The organism is Nonomuraea africana, assembly GCF_014873535.1.
Classification (GTDB): Bacteria; Actinomycetota; Actinomycetes; order Streptosporangiales; family Streptosporangiaceae; genus Nonomuraea; species Nonomuraea africana.
Window position 1 is genome coordinate 7,679,948 of the sequence record NZ_JADBEF010000001.1, and the last position, 18,279, is coordinate 7,698,226.

The following is an 18,279-nucleotide window of genomic DNA, read 5'->3' on the forward strand; positions in this document are numbered from 1 at the left end:
CTTGACGGGTGACGGATTATGCTGCCATCAACCTCGAGCTCGGCGGCGTGGACGAGCAACCGGACGGCGGGCGGGGCGACACGTCGCGTCTGCCGCTCCCGGAGGGTGAGCTCTCCGTCAAGGCGACGCGAGCTTGCTGGCGCGCAGGTGGGCGATGCCCATGTCCAGGGCGGCTTCCAGATGGTCGGTCTGGCCGGTGGACATCTGGATCAGTACGCCGCCCTGGATGCCGGCGAGCAGGGCGGCCGCCGCGCGGTCGGGGTCCAGGCCCGGGTCGATCTCACCGGCGTCCTGCATGTGCCGCACGCCGGTGGCGATCTCGGCCTGCCAGCGGTGCATCAGCTCGGTGACCACGGCCTGGGCGCCGGGCGTGCGGCTGCCCAGCTGTGACGTGACGGAGTTGAGCGGGCACAGGCGGCCCTGCCGCCGGTAGCGGTCGACGACCTTGTCGCGCCACGACTGCCAGGCGGGCCAGGAGGTGAGGTCGCCGAGCTGGGGCCGCTGGTCCTCCAGCACCCGGTCGGCCTCGAAGCGGGCCACGGCCAGCAGCAGCTCCTCCCGTCCGGTGGGGAAGTAGTGGAAGAGCTGGCTCTTGCTCGTCGCCGTCCTGGCCAGCACGTCGTCGAGCGTCATGTCGGCCACGCCGTGCTCGCGGATGTGCGCCGCCGCGCCCTCGAGAATGCGCTGCCGCGTCGCGGCCCCCTTGCGGGTCAGAGTGCGCATGACCGCCCTCCAGACTGGACTTGCCAGTCCATCGTAGCTGGAGTGCACATCAAGCGGGGCGCACATCGGCGAGCGGCGAACAGAAGCAGCCGCCCCCTGACTGAAAAAGGTCACGCCAGCAGGTCCGCCAGCCGGTCGATCTGCTCGATGTCGTCGGACCAGCAGCTGAGCATCACCTCGTGCGCTCCGAGGTCCCGATAGGCGGCGACGGTTTCCCGGATCTCCTTGGCGGTCGTCGCCATCGCCTGCAGGGACTGCGCGGCGAGCTCCGGTGCGAACGCGTAATAGCGCAGCAGTGACGCCCGCGCCTCCGCCACGGTGGACTCAGGCCCCAGCGCGACGTTGATCTGGGCGACGAGCAGCGGCTCACCCGGCCGGCCCGCGTCCTTCCACTGCCGTCTGACGAACTCGAACAACGCCCCCGCATATCCCGGCGGAGCCGGGCATATGTAACCGGCGCCCCAGCGAGCGACCCGGGCCAGCGCCGGCGGCGCGAAGCCGCCGAAGAGGAGCTCGGGACCGCCCGCCTTCACCGGGGACGGACCGACTGGTCCGAGGCTCGGGGCGACCGGTTCGCCGGCCCAGACCTGGCGCATGGTCGCCAGCTGCTCGTCCATCCGCCGCCCCCGGGAGGCATGATCGGCGCCCACGGCCTGGAAGTCGTCCTCCCGCGCGCCGACCCCGAGACCCAGGGTGAATCGGCCACCGGACAACCTGTCGAGTGTCGCGCTCTGCTTGGCCAGCAGCACCGGATCGCGCAGGGGCGCGAGCACCACCTCCGACTGCACCCGGATCCGCTCGGTCACCGCCGTCATCGCGCCCAGCATGACCATGGTCTCGGGATTGTCGTACACGATCCGGTCCGGCACACCGACCCTGCCGTACGGACCGGCGTCCGCGCGCCGCGCCCACGCGACCAACGCGGCAGGATCGACGAAGGGCACCGCGAGTCCGAGTGTCACGTGCGCTCAGCCTTCCGTGTCGCCGGACAGAACCGCGAGGGCGGCGTGCGCCTGGGCACGCATCGCGGGCACGAACTGCTGCGCGGGCTTCGGCAGGCCGGACAGGACGAGCTCGACCTCCTCCGGCGTGCCGACCTGGTCGAGGAAGCCCACGACCAGGTGCGCCGCCTCGGTCGGCGAGGTCGCGACGACCGCGCCCGAGAACGCCGTCCACTCGTCCGGTGAGATGTGTTCGCGCAATGCCGGGAACAGTAGCGGCTCTTCGTGCTCGAGATGCCGGTGCACCAGGGCACAGACCGCTTCGGCTGCCTGCTGGAGCCCCGGACGGTCACCGTCCTCGCGGATCGGCACGGCCTTGAGGGCGTCGAGCGCGGCGTCGAGTTCGTCGTGTTCCTCACTCAGTGCGGCGAGCGGTGCCGCCGCCTTCGGCGCCACCGCTGCGATCATCGGCCACAGCTGGTGGTCCTCGGTCTCGTGATGGTGGCGCAGGTTCTTGACGAGGAACTCGCGCAGCTCGGCCAGGGCCGAGAGGGGGACGGAGGGCCGGAGGGCGGCCTCGAACAACAACGTCGTGGCGCGCCGGTGGAATGCGTGAATGAGGCGGGTCTCAGTGACGGCCACGGCCTCAGCGTTGGTCGACATGCCGGGGAGCGTAGAAGCAACGGGAGGAGGTTTCGTTGACGAACGGTTGGCGTCTGAGGCAGGCGTCTATCTCAAACGTATACGTCCACTTGCCCGACGGCGCCGCACGATCAGCATTGACGAGCCCCGATATACGTTCCGCACACGCTGGTGAAACGTCGTATCCGGGCGCTTCGGTAGGGTCGCGGCAGGACTCGCGCGCGGCTGGGGGAGACAGCCGAGGACACCGAGGTAGGAGTGCCGCACCATGCCGCTTTTCGGACGGGAAGCCGAGCTGAAGGCACTGGCCGAGCTAGTCGACGACCCCGGAGACCGCAGCGGCGTTCTCATTCGGGGGGAGGCCGGCATCGGGAAGTCCGCGCTCGTGGCGGAGGCCGTCTCCGCGGCGTCGGCCGCGGGCCTGCGCGTGCTGACGACGACCGGCGTGGAGGCCGAGCAGAACCTCGTTTACGCCGGGTTGCACCAACTGCTGTATCCGGTCCGGGCAGGCGTGGACGCGCTGCCGGCCCCGCAGCGTGAGGCCCTGCGCAGCGCGTTGGGCCTCGCCGAAGCGGCCGAACCCAGCGTCTACCTCGTCGGCCTGGCCACGCTGACCCTGCTGGCCGAGGCGGCCGCCGTCCGGCCGTCGCTGGTCGTCGCCGAGGACGTGCACTGGCTCGATCGCGCCAGCGCCGACGTCCTCGCCTTCGTGGCGCGCCGGATCGAGTCCGAGCCCATAGTCATGGTCGCGACGCTCCGGGAAGGCGAGCGCTCGCATGTGCAGGATGCCGGCCTGTCCCCGATGCCCGTTGACCGGCTCTCCGACGAGGTCGCCGCCGAGCTCCTGGACTCGATCGCCCCCGGCCTCACCCCAGCGGTCCGGGTGCGGCTGCTGGAGGAGGCCGCCGGGAACCCGTTGGCGCTGACCGAGCTGTCGGCGGCCATGGGACACCACGGCGGCCCAGGCCCGGTGCTGTCGCTGAGCGATCGCCTGGGCGGGCTGGGTCCGGTGCTGCCGCTGAGCGAGCGTCTTGAGCGCGCGTTCACGTCCCGGGTAGCGGCCCTGCCGACTCCGGCCCGCACCGCCCTGCTGGTCGCGGCGCTCAACCAGAGCGATTCGGTCTCCGAAACGCTCGCGGCCACGGGCCTGATCCTGGGAACGACGGCCGAGCCGGAGATCCTCGCACCTGCCGCCGAGGTCCGGTTGATCGAGCTCGCCATCGACACGGTGACGTTCCGTCATCCCCTGATGCGGTCGGCCATCGCGGCGGCTTCGACGCTCGCCGAGCGCCGACAGGCCCACCTGGCTCTCGCAGAGACGCTGCACGAACAACCGGACCGGCGGGCCTGGCATCGGGCCGCCGCGACGGCCGGAGCCGACGAGGGCGTGGCGGCCGAGCTGGACTGCGCGGCCGACCGGGCCCGGCACCGGGGTGGGGTCGCCGCCGCGATCGCGGCGCTGGAGCAGGCGGCCCGGCTGAGCGAGGGGCAGGACCGGAAGGCGCTCAGGTTGCTGAGAGCGGCCGAGCTCGCGGTCGAATCCGGCAGCCGCGCCACGGCCGAGCGTCTGGTGGGCGACGCACAGGCCCTCGAACTCTCGCCGCGCCGGCGCGCCACTGCCGCCTGGTTGCTCAGCGGCTTCGAGGACGGGGTGCGCGAGGACGTCTCCCGCGTGTCAGAGCTGGCCGAGCTGGCCGCGTCGGTGGCCGCCGACGGGGAGGTGGAGCCGGCTGTCCGGATCCTGTGGGGCGCCGCAATGCGCTGCTTCTGGTCCGAACCGGGTCCGGCCGCGCGCCGCTCGCTGCTGGGCGTGGCCGACCGGCTGCCCGTTCCTGCCGACGATCCGCGCATGGTCGCGGTCGCCGCGTACGTCGCGCCGTTCGAGCGGGGCGGCATCGCGCTCGACCTGCTGCGCAAACTGGCCGGCGTGGCCGGCGCCGCCCCCGAGATCGATCGCTACCTGGGCAGCGCGGCACTGCAGGTCGGGGCGTTCGACCTGGCTGCCCGCTTCTCCGCGGCGGCCGCGCCCGGCCTGCGCGCCCAGGGCCGGCTCGGGCTGCTGCCCCGGGCGCTGGCCGTTCAGGCGTGGAGCCGGGTCCGGCTCGGCGACCTGGCCGCGGCCGTGCCGGTTGCGGCGGAGGCCGCCAAGCTCGCCCAGGAGACCGGTCAGTCGTTCATGTACGGGCTGGCCACGGCCGTCCAGGCCGAGATCGCCGCGCTGAGGGGCGACCATGGGCGGGCCAGAACACTCGCCGATGAGGCCGAACGGGTCGCACTTCCCGCCGGTGCCCGGCCCGTCCTGGCCACCGTCCAGCTCGCGCGCGGGCTCGCGGCCTTGAGCGAGGAGCGCTTCGGCGACGCGTTCGCTGCGCTGAGCCGGATGCTCGATCCCTCGGACCCCGCCTACCAACTGGCCCTGCGCGCTTACTGCCTCGCAGAGCTCACCGAGGCCGCCGTGCGTGCCGGGCGGATCGACACCATGCGGGACATCCTGCGCGACGTAGAGCCCCTGGCCGCATCGACGCCGTCACCGGCGTTGCACATCGGGTTGCGCTACGCGCGCGCCGTGCTCGCCCCGAACGGGGAGGCGGAGGAGCTGTTCACGGCCGCGCTGCGGGCGGACCTGACCGGGTGGCCCGCCGAACGCGGACGCCTCCATCTGGCGTTCGGCGAATGGTTGCGGCGGCGGCGCCGGGCCGCGGAATCCCGGACGCACCTGCGCACGGCCAGGGAGACCTTCGACGCGCTCGGCATGGCAGCATGGGGCGAGCGCGCACGACGGGAGCTGCGCAGTGCGGGGGAGTCGAGCCCGAACCGGGACCCCGACGCGCGCGAGAAGCTCACCCCGCAAGAGCTGAACATCGCGCAGTTGGCCGCCGAGGGGCTGACGAACCGGGAGATCGGACAACGGCTGTACCTTTCTCCCCGGACCGTCAGCACCCACCTGCACCGGATCTTCCCCAAGCTCGGGGTGAGCTCTCGGGCCGATCTCGCGCGGATGCTCAAGACCCTCGAGGAAAGGTCGTCCCGATAAGGGCTGTCTGTCGGCGATCACACCGCCAGACTGGGGTCCTGATCCTGCCTACGGCGTTGGCGGACGGGTGCGGCCCGTGGAGTGGCTCAGACGAGTGAGGCGTCGGCCGCCGTCCTGATCCGGGCGTACATCCCCCGCAGGCCGGGACCAGGCTCCAGTCCCAGATCATCGTCCAGCAGCCGGGCGATCCGGTGATAGGCCGACAGAGCCTCCACGCGGCGGCCGTCGCGATCGAGGGCCCACATCAGCAACTCCCACAACCGCTCGCGATAAGGCTCCCGCGCCGTCGCAAGCATCAGCTCGGCGATCGCCTCGCCACAGTCGCCCTGCGCGACGTCGAGCGCCCAGCGCTCCTCCATGGCTGACGCGCGCAGCTGCTCCAGCCAGGCGCGGCGGCCCTCGAAGAAGGCCCCGCTCAGCCCCTCGAACGCCGGTCCGCGCCACAGTGCCAGCGCGCCGCGCAGCAGCCGGGAGGCCTCTGCGACCTCCCCCCGCTCGCGGGTCTCCCGCGCGGCGGCGGTGGTCTGCCGGAACACCGTCACGTCGACCGCGCCGGGGTCCACGACCAGCTGGTAGCCGCCGCCCGCCGACCTGATCTCCGCCTCGGTGCCCAGCCCGGCGGCACCGCCGGCGGTCAGCACCCGGCGCAGACGGGAGACGTAGGTGCGGGTGCTCACGACGGCGCTGCGCGGCGCCTCCCGGCCCCACAACGCGCTCACGATCTCGTCGAGCGTGACCTGACGCCCCTCGCTCAGGAGCAGCAGGGCCAGCACTCCCCGCTGTTGCGGAGACCCGACCTCCAGATCTTCCCCACCGCTCCAGACCCTGATCGGACCCAACAACCCAAAGCTCACCCCGGCCATCGAGGTTCCCCCACCCTCTCGCGTAGCGCCGCGACCCGTCACCGATGCCCCCGAAGCAGTGCCCGGGCGTCTCTGGGACCCTACTGACGCTGCGTCGGGACTGTTGACGCATTGTCGGGCTTATCGGTGGTCTGTACGTTTTCCGGCATGTCTGTCCCGGACGCCGGCCATGCTCGCCCTGGAATGACGTACACGCACAGCGTCACGTGACGCTCGCGAAGGCGGTCCGGGCGAACCTACCTTCTTGGGATGTCCTACCGCAGGCCCGTACGAGGGGTCGGCCGCCGTGCACTCTCGCAAGGAAAGCGCCCCCGATCGTGATTGGACAGCCGAACGTCGTCTCGGCTCCCTGCAGGTTCACCGTTCTAGGACCGCCCGGTCTCCATTGCGGTGAGACGCGACTGGATCTCGGCGCACCGCAACAACAGGCCGTCCTGATGTTGCTACTGGCCAACAGCGGCAGCTTCGTGCGGATCGGTGAGCTGGTCGACGGCCTGTGGGGCGAGCGGGCACCGGCCACCGGCGAAGCCGTCATACGGACCTACATCTCCCGTACCCGGCGGCTGCTGTCCGAGCACGGACTGGGCTCGGCGATCAGCTCCCAGTCCGGGGGGTACATGCTCGATCCGTCGCTGTTCGCGCTGGACGCCACCGAGTTCGCCGATCTGCTCGAAACCGCCAGGCAGGAGCGCGCGAGTGGGCAGATCTCGGTGGCCGCGAATCGTATGGAGCAGGCGCTCGGCCTGTGGACGGGAACGGCGCTGGCGGGGGTCCCGGGCGAGGCCGCCGAACGTGAGCGGTTCCGGCTGGAACGACTGAAGCTGATCGCCACCCAGGAGTTGCTGCAGCTCCGCCTGGAACTGGGCGAGCACGCCGAGGTGGTGGCCGAGGTCCCGCTCCTCATCGAGCAGAACCGACTCGAAGAGCCGTTGTACGAGATCTATCTCCTCGCCCTGTACCGCAGCGGCAGGCGGGCAGAGGCACTCGAGATCTACCGGACGGTCTACGACCTGCTGGGCAAGGAACTGGGCGTCGGCCCGGGACCGCGGCTACGGGCGATCCACGACAAGATCCTCCGGGCCGACGCAGAACACGACGACGAATTCGCCCCCGCCCCATGGGCCGAGCGGCCCGCCGCACGCTCCCCACAGGAGTCCGCTTCGCCAGTGGACACGAAGCCGGAGCGGCCTCCCGGTGGGCAGTTCGTCGGCAGGGGCACGGAACGCGCCGCCTTCCAGGACCTGCTGAAGAGCCGTGGCGAACGTCTGGGTCTTCTCTTCGTCCGCGGACCCGCCGGCATCGGCAAATCGACGCTGCTGCGTAAACTCGCCGCCGACGCGACCGCCGCGGGCCGGCAGGTCTGGCACCTCCACGGCTCGGCGACCACGGAAGCGCGCGAACGCCTCGAGCGATTCGCGGAAGAGCTCTCCGGCGTCTCCGGCCCGGTTCTCCTCATCGACTCCTTCGAGGAACTGGGAGACCTCGAACCGTGGCTGCGCGACGAATACCTCCGCAAGCTGCCCGGCAACGCGATCATCGTGGTAGCGGGCCGGACCGGGCCGAGTGCCACCTGGCTCACCGATCCGGCCTGGTCCGGGACGATCGTGATCCGGCACCTCGAAGCCCTCACCGTCCAGGAGTCCACCGCGCTGGTCGAAGCCCGCGGCGTCGACCCCGGCCTCCGGAAGTCCATCGTGGACTTCGCCGCAGGCAACCCCTTTGCCCTGTCGCTCGCCGCAGAGGTCGGCAGGAGCATGTCGGCCACGGGACAGCCGTCGCGCCGTGACGCCGTACGGTACGTGGTCGACAACGTGCTCGCGCTCCTGGCCGGTAGCGTGCCGACGGATATGCACCGATGGGCGCTGTACGTGTGCGCGCACGCCCGCCACACCACCGAAGATCTCCTCAGCGCTGTGGTGCCGGGCGGTGAGGCGGTGGAACTGTTCGACTGGCTCCGAGCGCGACCATATGTCGAAACCGCCGCCCACGGCCTGGACGTCAACGGTGTGCTGCGCGAAGCCCTCGACTATCACCTGCGGTGGCGGGACCCCGTCGGCTATGAGCGGATGCACCGGCGGATTCGCCGTTACGTCATGGACGAGCTGCTGCGCGACGCCCGCGACCCGCACGCGTGCGTGGCGGTCATGCGGACCATCAGTCATCTGCGCCGGCGCGGCGGGGTCGTGTGCCGGTACGTCTCGAGGGTGGGTGAGGAGGATGTGCGGGCGTCTGGGGCGACCCCCGCCGACCACGATGAACTCGTCACCATGGCGCGCGAGAGCCACGGCGAGTCCACGGCCGCGTCCGTCCGGTTCTGGCTGGGCCGTCAGCCGGGGGCGTTCTCCCTGCTCCGGTGCCGCAAGAGCAACCGCCTGCGTGCTTTCATGAGCTGGCTGACCCTGCGGACGCCGGAGAGGGAAGGACTGGAGGCCGACCCTGTCGTGGGGGAGATCTGGCACGACGTGAGCCGGCGCATGGCGGTGCCCCCCGGGGCGCACATCGCGATCGCGCGGCATCTGATCTGTCCGGACTTCGAGGCCAAGCCGTCTCCCATCACGGACGTGTTCCATGCGCGGATGATGCGCGGCTGGCTGCACGAACCGAGGCTGGCGGCCTCGTACCTGGTCGTGGCGAACGGACAGTTGTGGCGGCCGTTGATGGATTATCTGGGCCAGTACGAGCTGGAGTGCGTGCGCGCGAACTATCCATACGCGATCTTCGGCCACGACTGGCTGGCCGACCCGCCAGAGCAATGGCGAGACCACCATCTGGAGGAGGAGCTGTGGGCGGAACGGGACCTGAACCTGTTCCTCCGCCAGGACGTGTCCGGCGTGGACGGCTGACGAAAGCGATGATCCCCGGCATCTCTTCGTCCACCGGGCTGCTGCCCAACCCCAGCGGCTTCCGCTACTACAGCGTGGCGGCCTCGGTGCCGAGGAAGACCGCGGCCGACTACCGGCTGGAGATAGGCGGCCTGGTCGAGCGCCCTGGGACGTACACGCTGGACGAGTTGCGCGCGCTGCGGCGAGGCGCGGTGCAGTGCGCCTCGAAGTCACCTGTCAAAATGGTGATGTGAAGCACGTGTTTCTGTGCGGCAACCCCGCGCTCGACCTCGCCTGCACGCTCCGCGCGCGCCGCACGGAACGCGTGGAGACGCTCGACGTCCCCGACCGACTCGACGCCTGGTACCTGGAGTCCGGCATCGTCGACGCCGTCACCCCCTGTCAGGAAGCGGATCTGGCCCAGGCGGTGGCGGTACGCGAGGCCATCTACGCGCTGGTCACCGCCCGGCTCGCCGGTGACGGATACGACGACGAGGCGCTCGCCCTGGTGAACGACATCGCGCGCAGGCCCTCGGCGGCGCCCCGGCTCACGGCCAAGGGGCGGTGGGTCGAGGCGACCCCCGTGCAGGCGCTGTCCACCGTGGCCCGGCACGCCATCGAGCTGCTCAGCGGGCCCGAGGTGCCGCTGATGAAGGAGTGCGCCAACCCCGAGTGCACCAAGATCTTCATCGATCGGTCGCGTGGCGGGCGCCGGGAGTGGTGCGGCATGGAGTCGTGCGGCAACAAGATCAAGGCGGCTGCTTACCGGGCGCGCAAGAAGGACGCTCAGGTGGCCGGCACGCGCTGATCCCGGCGGCTGCTATGGTGAAAGACGCTTGAGATCGGAAGCTAGGAGACCAGACGTGGCAGGTGACGACGACATCTCCGGGTGATACCGGAGATTGATCGGCCCCGGCAGGCGCACATGACCGCCGCCGATGTGGCCTTGGTCGTCGTTCCCCAAATCCCTGTCCCCTTGCCGGGCGGCTTCGGCGCGCCCGCGTTCTCGTACGAGGTCTTCTCGCATGTCCGACGCGTCCATCGTCTGCTCCAACCTGTCCTTCTCCTGGCCCGACGACACCCCGGTCTTCCGTGACCTGTCCTTCAGTGTGGGCGGCGGCCGTACCGGGCTCGTCGCCCCGAACGGCGCGGGCAAGAGCACGCTGCTCAAGCTGATCGTCGGCGAATACCGGCCTGGTGGCGGCAGCGTCACCGTTGAGGGTGTGCTCGGCTACCTGCCGCAGAGCCTGCCGCTCGCCGGCGGCCTGACCGTGGCCGAGGTCCTCGGCATCGCCCCGGTGATCGCCGCGCTGGACGCCATCGAATCGGGCGACGCCGGCGAGGAGCACTTCACCACGATCGGCAACGACTGGGACATCGAGGAGCGCACCCGTGCCCAGCTCGACCGGCTCGGGCTCGGCGACCTCGCGTTCGACCGCACGCTGGGCACGCTGAGCGGCGGCCAGGTCGTCTCGCTCGGCCTGGCCGCGCAGCTCCTCAAGCGGCCCGACGTCCTGCTGCTCGACGAGCCGACGAACAACCTCGACCTCGGCGCGCGCCGCAGGCTCTACGACGTGCTCGGCGACTGGAACGGCTGCCTGCTCGTGGTCAGCCACGACCGGGCCCTGCTCGACCGCATGGACCGCATCGCCGAGCTCGACCGGGGCGAGGTCCGCTTCTACGGCGGCGACTTCACCGCGTACGAGGAAGCCGTGCGCGCCGAGCGGGAGGCCGCCGAACGCAACGTACGCAGCGCCGAGCAGGAGCTCAAGCGCGAGAAGCGGGAGATGCAGCAGGCCCGCGAGCGCGCCGAGCGCCGGGCGAGCAACGCCGCCCGCAACCTCAAGAACGCAGGCCTGCCGCGGATCTTCGCAGGGAACATGAAGCGCGGCGCCCAGGAGTCGGCCGGGCGGGCGGGCCAGACGCACGCCGCCCGCGTCGGCGACGCCAAGGCCAGGCTCGACGAGGCGGGCCGCGCCGTACGCGACGAGCAGAAGATCGCGCTGCAACTGCCCGGGACCAACGTCCCCGCGGGGCGCACCGTCTTCCTCGGCGAACACCTGCAGGCCCGCGGCCTGTTCGCCGAGCCCGGCATCGACCTGACGATCCGCGGACCCGAGCGCATCGCGCTGACCGGCCCCAACGGCGCGGGCAAGTCCACTTTGCTGCGCCTGATCAGCGGCGACCTGGAGCCCGACGGCGGCACGACCAGGCGGGCCGACGGCCGGGTCGCCTACCTGTCGCAGCGGCTCGACCTGCTCGACGTCGAGCGCACCGTGGCCGAGAACCTGGCCGCGTTCGCCCCCGGCATGCTGGAACCGGAGCGGATGAACCTGCTGGCCCGCTTCCTGTTCCGCGGCGCGCGTGCGCACCTGCCGGTGGGCGTGTTGTCGGGCGGCGAACGGCTGCGCGCCACCCTGGCTTGCGTGTTGTGCGCCGAGCCGGCGCCCCAGCTCCTGCTGCTCGACGAGCCCACCAACAACCTCGACCTCGTCAGCGTGGGGCAGCTGGAGAGCGCGCTCGGCGCGTACGAGGGGGCGTTCGTGGTGGTCAGCCACGATGAACGGTTCCTCGCGGAGATCAAGGTGGAGCGCTGGCTGGAGCTGTCCGGCGGGCGGCTGCTGGAGACCGGGGGGCCCGCCGGTGAGTGACGCGCTGCTCGCCCGCGATCTCGTACGGACGCTGGGCGCGCGGCGCGTGCTCGACGGCGTCTCGCTCACCGCCGCACCCGGCCACCGGATCGGGCTGATCGGCGAGAACGGTGCGGGCAAGTCCACCCTGCTGCGGCTGCTGGCCGGAGTGGACGAGCCGGACTCCGGCACCGTCGTGCGGCCCGCCGACCTGGGCTTCCTGCATCAGGAGGCGCCGTTCGCCGGCGACGCCACGGTCGCTGACGTGCTCGACGACGCCCTGCGAGAGGCCCGTACGGACCTGGCCGAGCTCGACCGGCTCACCCGGGCGCTCACCGAGGCCCCGGACGACGCCGCTCTGCTCGAAGCGTACGGGGCCCGGCTCGACCAGGCGCAACAGCGCGACTCCTGGGACGCCGACCGGCGCGCAGAGATCATCCTCGGCCGGCTCGGCCTGGGGGGCGTGCCGCACGGGCGCGCGCTTGCGTCGTTGTCGGGCGGGCAGCGCGGGCGGCTCGCCCTGGCGGCGCTGCTGATCAGACGGCCCGCCGCGCTGCTGCTGGACGAGCCCACCAACCACCTGGACGATGCCGCCGCGGTGTTCGTAGAGGAGCAGCTCCGCGGCATGACGGGAGTGGTGGTCGTGGCGAGCCACGACCGGGCGTTCCTGGACGCGGTCTGCACGGACCTGGTCGATCTCGACCCGGCGGTGGACGGGCCCGTCCGGTACGGGGGCGGATACGGCGCGTACCTGGCCGAGAAGCGCGCCGAGCGCGAGCGCTGGGAGCGACGCCACGCGGAAGAGCAGGAGGAGCTCGGCGAGCTGCGCCACGCCGTCGCGGTGACGTCGCGGCAGGTGGCATTGGACGGGTTGCGACGCGACAACGAGAAGATGGGGTACGGGCACCGCGGAGGACGCGTGCAGCACCAGATCTCGCGGCGGGTGCGCAATGCCGCCCGCCGGCTCGCCGAGCTGGAACGCGAGCAGGTCCCCGCCCCCACCGCCCCCGCTCCGCTTCCGCCCCCGCACCCTGGTCACCGTCGCCGCCGATGTCGTGGGGGCCACCCACGCCACCCCCACCGCCGACGCCGCCGGTGTCGCGGAGGGCGTAGCCGCCCACTCCTGCGATCCCCACGACGAAACCTTGCTGTCACTGCGGGACGTGCGCGTGCCGGGACGGCTCTCGATCGACCGGCTCGACGTGGCGCCGGGGGAGCGGCTGCTGGTCACCGGGCCGAACGGTGCGGGCAAGTCCACGCTTCTGGCGGTGCTGGCCGGACGGCTGGACGCGGAGGGAGAGGTGCGGCGACGGCGCGGGCTGACCGTCGGACTGCTGGCCCAGGACACCGTGTTCGAGCGGCCGGACCGCACGGTCCGGGAGACGTACGAGCGGGCGCTCGGTCCGGAGCGCGCCGAGTCCGTGCCGCTGCGCTCGCTCGGCCTGATCGGCTCGCGTGACGAGGACCTGCGAGTGGGGGAGCTGTCGGTCGGCCAGCGCCGCCGGCTCGCGCTGGCGCTGCTGGTGGCCGATCCACCCGAGGTGCTCCTGCTCGACGAGCCCACCAACCACCTCTCACCCCGCCTCTCCGACGAGCTGGAAGAGGCCCTGGGCACCGACGGGCCCGGCGCGATTCTGATCGCCAGCCACGACCGCTGGTTGCGCGCCCGCTGGCAGGGCCGCCACATCCGCCTGCCATGAAACCCTTCGTGCGTCACCGCCTTGACAGGTGACGCATAGGCTTGCCAATATCGTCACCAGTTGAACCGGTGACGCACGATGCGTTCCCGGCGTGTTTCCACCTGCAGAAGGGAAAAAGCCATGGCTGTCAGCTACACCGGGGTCGTCACCGTCACGGGGGAGGGCCGCAATGGAGGCCGGGTCCAGGCCGACGACGGCCTCCTCGACACCACGCTCGCCATCCCGAAGGAGCTCGGGGGAGCGGGCGGGGCGACCAACCCCGAGCAGTTGTTCGCCGCGGGCTGGGGCTCCTGTTTCCTGGGCGCGGTCAGAAGGGCGGCGGCGCAGCGCAAGATCACGCTGAAGAGCACGGCCATCACAGCGGAGGTGACCCTGCACCACGGCGACGATGGCGAATTCAGCCTCAGCGCCGTGCTCAACCTGGAGCTCGGAGGCGTGGACCAGCAGACGGCCGACGAGCTCGGCGCCGCGGCCCACCAGATCTGCCCGTATTCCAAGGCGACCCGTGGCAACATCCCGGTCACCATCAACGCGAAAGCCGCCTGAGGTGCGGCCGGCGAAGGACGCCGCCGAGACCGCGAGGCATGCCCGCTTCGGCCGGCTGCCCGAGCGGGTCCGGCTCGAGGACACGGTCGAAGAGCGCGCAGCCACCGCGCCGGACCCCGCGCAGAGGGCCTACGACGCGGACGAATGGCTCGTGAGGTACTGCTTGTGAAACCGGAGGGGCATCGTGGTGCGCATACCCAAATCCCTGAGAGCGCTGGCGGTGGCCGCGATCGTGGTGGCCGTCGCGCTGGGGTGCCTGGCTCAAGTGTTCTGATCGGACGCCATCAGGCCGGTCACCGCAGCCCGGCGATTCGCTGAGCCATTGATCTCCGTAGGAGCGACACTCGACGCAGGACCACGGTGTGCCGGCCGCAAGAGCCGAACCGTGCTGAAGCGCACCATGTCGCCCTCGGCGACCCCGTCCTGCAGGAATGGAATGTTCGCCACACGGGCGGTGTCCCGACCCAAGCGCGCGGCCCAGAGCCCTTCGGTGTCGTAGGGAAGCCAGCCTTCTCGAGGCGTGAACTGGAACCACACCTTGATCAGGCCTGGCTCTGTGGGGAGGCGTTCCGAGGGGGTTGCAGAGACCATGCTTACATGATCGCGCAGTCTGCTAAGTGTCCCTGTGTTAGCAAGATCCCGGGATTGTCCTGACAAACACAAAGGCCCGCTCCCAGATTTCCCTGGTAGCGGGCCTTTCGAGTGAGCGCGGCCGAGAGGACTCGAACCCCTAACCTTCTGATCCGTAGTCAGATGCTCTATCCATTGAGCTACGGCCGCTCGCTGCGTAAGCAAGCATAGCGGACCCCGAGCCATGCCTCGAACCAGATTTTCGCGAATCCCCGGAAGCCCGCCCCCTGTGTACAACCTTTTGTGTATCCACAGGCAGGTCCCAGGGGTGAACTACTTCCCCATTCGCGATGATGAGATGGGGGGATGAGGCGAGACATCCTGGGAGCCGTAGGCGCGTTCGCCGTGGGTGTCGTCCTGCTCGTCGGCGGGGCCTACTACCACCGCAGCGGCGTCCCCGCCTGGTTCCCAGGGGTCCCGTTGGCGATCACCTGCGCCGGCGTCGCCGTACGGCGGAGCGCGCCCCTGATGTCGCTGGCACTCGGGGTGGTGGCGCTGAGCCTCGACGTCGCCTACAGCGGCCCTTCGCTGCCGACCGCGCTGGTGTTCACCGACAACCTCTACGCGGCCGCCCTGTACGGCCCCGCCCGATTGTCGCGCTGGCTGCTGGGGATCACCACGGCGGCTGCGGTGATCATCGGTGCGGTCATCGGCGTCATCGACCGGAACTGGTGGGCGCTGGCGGTGTTCGGGGTGCAGGCGGCCCTCGTGCTCGTCGTGCCCGTGACGACCGCGATGGTCCTGCGGCAGCAGCGCGACCAGGCGATCGCCGAGCGGGCGAGGGCCGAGCAGGTGGCGCATCTGGCCGAGCTCGACCGCAGCGCGGCGATCGTCGCGGAGCGGACGCGGATGGCGAGGGAACTGCACGACATGATCGCCAATCACTTCAGCGCGATCGCGATCCAGTCCACGGCCGTGCTGTCGCGCAAGGATCTCGACGCCGCCGCCGTGCAGCAGATCATGGCTTCCATCAGGGAGAACAGCGTTCAGGGGATGGCCGAGATGCGCACGATGATCGGATTGTTACGGCAGGAGGGAGAGGACGGCGACGCCACCAGGCCGCGCCTGGCCGACGCGGGCGGGCTGGTGGAGCGGGCGCGGCAGGCAGGCATGGAGATGGTCATGACGATCGAGGGCACCCCGTACGACGTGCCGGTATCGGTTGATCTGGCCGGTTACCGCATCGTGCAGGAGGCGTTGACGAACGCGATGAAGCACGGCGACGACCGGGCGGAGCTCACGATCACCTACGCGCCCGGGCAGGTGAGCGTGGTGGTCGACAACCCGCTGAACGGGGCGGGCACGCAACTGCCGGGGGCCGGCGCCGGGCTGGTCGGGATGCGGGAGCGGGCGACGCTGGTGGGCGGCGCGTTCGAGGCCGGGCCGTACGAGGAGAAGGGGTGGCGCGTGCGCGCCACGCTGCCGACGGGCAACGAGCAGTGATCACGACGGCGGGGCGGCGGAGCGAGGAGGAACGGTGACGATCAGGGTGCTGGTCGCCGACGACCATGCGGCGGTCAGGGCGGGCATCGTGCTGGTCCTGGGCGGCGCCGGCGACATCGAGGTGGTCGGGCAGGCGGGCGACGGCGAGGAGGCCGTCGCGATGGCCCGCGAGCTCCGGCCCGACGTGGTGCTGATGGACGTCAGGATGCCGAAGATGGACGGCATCTCGGCCACCAGGGAACTGGCCGGCGTGACCGACGTGCTGATCCTGACGACGTTCGACGTCGACGAGTACGTCTTCGGCGCGTTGCGGGCGGGCGCGGCGGGGTTCCTGCTCAAGAACACCGACGCCGAGTCGCTGGTGGACGCGGTGCGCCTGGTGGCGAGGGGCGACGGGCTGATCTCTCCCGCGGTGACCCGCCGGTTGATCTCCGCCTTCGCCGAGCAGCCCGTACGGCGCGAGCCGCCGACCGACCTGCTGACTCCCCGAGAGCGCGAGGTGCTCGCATGCGTGGCCAGGGGCCTGTCGAATGCGGAGATCGCCAAAGAGCTCGACATGGCCGAGGCGACGACCAAGACTCATGTCAGCAGGGTGCTCAACAAGCTCGGGCTGAGAAGTCGCGTGCAGGCCGCCATCTACTACTCCGAGGGGAACTGACGTGGTCGTTGGCATGGCGTTCGCCGGCATCGGCATCTACCTGGTCGTCAACGTACCCAGTGCCGCGTGCACGTGGGCACCCGCCGTGAGGAGCGCGACCAGTGGGCGCCGTTCTGCGCCGTCCAGGCATGGCCTGAGCTGCGATGACCGATCCGCTGAGGTTGTGCGTCTACGCCACGGTCGCGCTGCTCGCCTGGCTGCTCGGGCCGTGGGCGGTGCTCGGGTTCGCCGTGCTTGGGGTTCGTGAAGTACTGGAAAACGCGCAGAGCCGGGCTGTCCCGGAGCAAGTGCGTGCTCAGGGACACCCGGCTCATGCTGGCCTATCTGGGGCTGATCGCGCTCGCCGCGCTGGCGGCGATCGTCTACTCGCTGACCGGTACGTAGAGCAGCAGCGCCTCGGCGACGCACACGGGCCGTCGCTCGCCCTCCACCTCGACCGAGACCTTGATGGTGGCCAGCTGGCCGGCGGGGCTGTTCTTGACGTCGACCAGCTCGCCGCTGGCCCGCACCCGTGAGCCGACCGGCACCGGCTTCGGGAAGCGGACCTTGTTGAGGCCGAAGTTGACCGCCATCTGGATCTGGCCGACGCTCATCAGCTCGGTCAGGAACGACGGGAGCAGCGACAGCGTCAGGAAGCCGTGGGCGATCGTGCCGCCGAACGGGGTCTCCTTCGCCCGCTCGGGGTCGACGTGGATCCACTGGTGGTCGTCGGTGGCGTCGGCGAAGAGGTTGACCTGCTCCTGAGTGACCGTGCGCCACTCGGTCGGGCCGACCGTCTCGCCGACCGCCGCCTTCAACTCCTGGACGTTCGCAAAGCTCCGCATGGGTGGAACCCTATTGCGCCGCTCTCAGGTTGACCATTCGGAACTCGTCGGGCTCGTCGCCCTTGGTGGCTCCCCAGTATCTGATCGTGCTGGGTGCGGACGAGATGCCGACGCCTGACCAGCTTGTCGGGTTCTCGGGGAAGGTCAGCTTCGTGCCGGTCTCCAGATCGAGGACCTCCTTAACCAAGCCGACGTACCGGTCGAGGACCGGATAGCCCGACAGGGGAGTGGAGACGTATGCCCTGGTCGCCCTCGTCCCATCCACGCGCTGGACCAGGCCTTGCCCCACACACCAGGTGGGCCCGCAGCGCAGGCCCTCGGCCCCGGCCGCGGCCGCGACCTGCCGGGTCTCGCCGGTCTCCAGGTTGACGACCTTCGTCTGGTTCTTCTCGTGTTCCAGCTCGCCGACGTCGCTCGCCCACGGCCAGTCGACCAGGTGCAGGCCGGCGGCGATCATCTTGGGCGTGCCGCCCGCGCTCGGCAGCCGCCAGACCGTGCCGTCCCGCTCGGACCAGTAGATGTGCTCGCCGTTCACCGCGATCGCCTCGATGCCCTGGTGCTCGCCGGTGAAGGTGGCGACCAGCCGTGCCTCGCCCCCTGCCAGCGCGCGTACGCCTCGGGGCTGTCGACCTTGTCCCAGCGGTCGGCGAGCTTGAGCAGGATCTCCTGCACCAGATCGGCGGCGTCGTGCGCGCTGCCGGTCAGCACGTAGCCGTAGCGCAACAGCGCCGAACCCCTGGCACGGACGAACTCTTCGAACTCCACGAACAGGGGACGCATGGGGGCTCGGACTGTTGCAAAGATCTTTACTCGAATCTCTCGC

General features: G+C 70.8%; 18 protein-coding genes, 1 tRNA gene and 1 pseudogene. 11 read left to right on the top strand and 9 right to left on the bottom strand.

From position 1 onward, the window contains the following. Positions 1 to 117: 117 nt before the first annotated feature. From H4W81_RS36580 to H4W81_RS36590, 3 genes are all read right to left on the bottom strand, one after another. Positions 118 to 723, bottom strand: a complete 606-nt coding sequence (locus H4W81_RS36580; protein WP_192778971.1) for a TetR/AcrR family transcriptional regulator — start codon at positions 721 to 723, stop codon at positions 118 to 120. A 110-nt stretch (positions 724 to 833) separates the two neighbouring features. Beyond that, complete coding sequence (locus H4W81_RS36585) at positions 834 to 1,685, bottom strand: LLM class flavin-dependent oxidoreductase (protein ID WP_192778972.1); 852 nt, start codon at positions 1,683 to 1,685, stop codon at positions 834 to 836. A 6-nt stretch (positions 1,686 to 1,691) separates the two neighbouring features. Beyond that, positions 1,692 to 2,327, bottom strand: coding sequence for a hemerythrin domain-containing protein (locus H4W81_RS36590; RefSeq protein WP_192778973.1), 636 nt, complete (start codon positions 2,325 to 2,327; stop codon positions 1,692 to 1,694). Positions 2,328 to 2,574: 247 nt separating this feature from the next. Between H4W81_RS36590 and H4W81_RS36595 the strand changes: the two genes are divergently transcribed. Further along, on the top strand, positions 2,575 to 5,340 hold the full coding sequence (locus tag H4W81_RS36595) for an ATP-binding protein (protein ID WP_192778974.1): 2,766 nt from the start codon (positions 2,575 to 2,577) through the stop codon (positions 5,338 to 5,340). Positions 5,341 to 5,426: 86 nt separating this feature from the next. Here H4W81_RS36595 and H4W81_RS36600 read toward each other — a convergent pair whose 3' ends face one another. Continuing rightward, positions 5,427 to 6,203 carry an AfsR/SARP family transcriptional regulator gene (locus tag H4W81_RS36600; protein ID WP_192778975.1) on the bottom strand — a complete coding sequence of 259 codons (777 nt, stop codon included), beginning with the start codon at positions 6,201 to 6,203 and terminating at the stop codon, positions 5,427 to 5,429. Between the two features lie 437 nt (positions 6,204 to 6,640). Between H4W81_RS36600 and H4W81_RS36605 the strand changes: the two genes are divergently transcribed. The 7 genes and pseudogenes from H4W81_RS36605 to H4W81_RS36630 all read left to right on the top strand — a co-directional run bounded on the left by H4W81_RS36605 (position 6,641) and on the right by H4W81_RS36630 (position 13,901). Further along, the gene (locus H4W81_RS36605; RefSeq protein ID WP_192778976.1) at positions 6,641 to 9,046 is read left to right on the top strand and encodes a BTAD domain-containing putative transcriptional regulator; all 2,406 of its coding nucleotides are present in this window, start codon (positions 6,641 to 6,643) and stop codon (positions 9,044 to 9,046) included. Between the two features lie 8 nt (positions 9,047 to 9,054). Beyond that, a complete protein-coding gene (locus tag H4W81_RS36610) occupies positions 9,055 to 9,279 on the top strand; it encodes a molybdopterin-dependent oxidoreductase (RefSeq protein ID WP_225958968.1) in 225 nt (74 codons plus the stop codon). Further along, a complete protein-coding gene (locus H4W81_RS36615) occupies positions 9,276 to 9,833 on the top strand; it encodes a CGNR zinc finger domain-containing protein (RefSeq protein WP_318782237.1) in 558 nt (185 codons plus the stop codon). The genes H4W81_RS36610 and H4W81_RS36615 overlap by 4 nt, the downstream gene beginning before the upstream one ends. 217 nt (positions 9,834 to 10,050) lie before the next feature. Beyond that, positions 10,051 to 11,676, top strand: coding sequence for an ABC-F family ATP-binding cassette domain-containing protein (locus H4W81_RS36620; RefSeq protein WP_192778978.1), 1,626 nt, complete (start codon positions 10,051 to 10,053; stop codon positions 11,674 to 11,676). After that, positions 11,585 to 12,172 (top strand): annotated as a pseudogene (locus H4W81_RS49765) (ATP-binding cassette domain-containing protein); the annotation flags it as partial. The gene H4W81_RS36620 and the pseudogene H4W81_RS49765, both read left to right, overlap by 92 nt. Positions 12,173 to 12,605: 433 nt before the next feature. After that, entirely contained in the window at positions 12,606 to 13,355 is a 750-nt protein-coding gene (locus tag H4W81_RS49770; RefSeq protein WP_337959979.1) for an ATP-binding cassette domain-containing protein, read from the top strand. Positions 13,356 to 13,475: 120 nt separating this feature from the next. Beyond that, a complete protein-coding gene (locus H4W81_RS36630) occupies positions 13,476 to 13,901 on the top strand; it encodes an organic hydroperoxide resistance protein (RefSeq protein ID WP_192778979.1) in 426 nt (141 codons plus the stop codon). A 261-nt stretch (positions 13,902 to 14,162) separates the two neighbouring features. Here the strand turns inward: H4W81_RS36630 and H4W81_RS36635 are convergent, their stop codons facing one another. Further along, positions 14,163 to 14,492, bottom strand: coding sequence for a DUF4265 domain-containing protein (locus H4W81_RS36635; RefSeq protein ID WP_192778980.1), 330 nt, complete (start codon positions 14,490 to 14,492; stop codon positions 14,163 to 14,165). Positions 14,493 to 14,608: 116 nt separating this feature from the next. Continuing rightward, positions 14,609 to 14,681 (bottom strand) — tRNA-Arg (locus H4W81_RS36640). A gap of 156 nt (positions 14,682 to 14,837) precedes the next feature. Here H4W81_RS36640 and H4W81_RS36645 point away from each other — a divergent pair. The 3 genes from H4W81_RS36645 to H4W81_RS48000 all read left to right on the top strand — a co-directional run bounded on the left by H4W81_RS36645 (position 14,838) and on the right by H4W81_RS48000 (position 17,016). Further along, on the top strand, positions 14,838 to 15,974 hold the full coding sequence (locus tag H4W81_RS36645; protein WP_225958969.1) for a sensor histidine kinase: 1,137 nt from the start codon (positions 14,838 to 14,840) through the stop codon (positions 15,972 to 15,974). A gap of 34 nt (positions 15,975 to 16,008) precedes the next feature. Then, a complete protein-coding gene (locus tag H4W81_RS36650; protein WP_192778981.1) occupies positions 16,009 to 16,632 on the top strand; it encodes a response regulator in 624 nt (207 codons plus the stop codon). Between the two features lie 243 nt (positions 16,633 to 16,875). Continuing rightward, positions 16,876 to 17,016 (top strand): hypothetical protein, encoded by a 141-nt coding sequence (locus tag H4W81_RS48000; protein WP_225958970.1) that lies wholly within the window; start codon positions 16,876 to 16,878, stop codon positions 17,014 to 17,016. On the opposite strand, the gene H4W81_RS36660 is transcribed toward H4W81_RS48000, so the two are convergent. The 3 genes from H4W81_RS36660 to H4W81_RS36670 are packed head-to-tail and all read right to left on the bottom strand — an operon-like array spanning position 16,995 to position 18,236. Continuing rightward, the gene (locus H4W81_RS36660) at positions 16,995 to 17,456 is read right to left on the bottom strand and encodes a MaoC family dehydratase (RefSeq protein WP_192778982.1); all 462 of its coding nucleotides are present in this window, start codon (positions 17,454 to 17,456) and stop codon (positions 16,995 to 16,997) included. The two genes, H4W81_RS48000 and H4W81_RS36660, sit on opposite strands and share 22 nt — an antisense overlap. Before the next feature lie 10 nt (positions 17,457 to 17,466). Next, positions 17,467 to 17,991 (bottom strand): hypothetical protein, encoded by a 525-nt coding sequence (locus H4W81_RS36665; protein ID WP_192778983.1) that lies wholly within the window; start codon positions 17,989 to 17,991, stop codon positions 17,467 to 17,469. Beyond that, positions 17,988 to 18,236, bottom strand: coding sequence for a sigma factor (locus tag H4W81_RS36670; RefSeq protein ID WP_192778984.1), 249 nt, complete (start codon positions 18,234 to 18,236; stop codon positions 17,988 to 17,990). Before H4W81_RS36670 ends, H4W81_RS36665 begins: the two co-directional genes overlap by 4 nt. Positions 18,237 to 18,279: the final 43 nt, after the last annotated feature.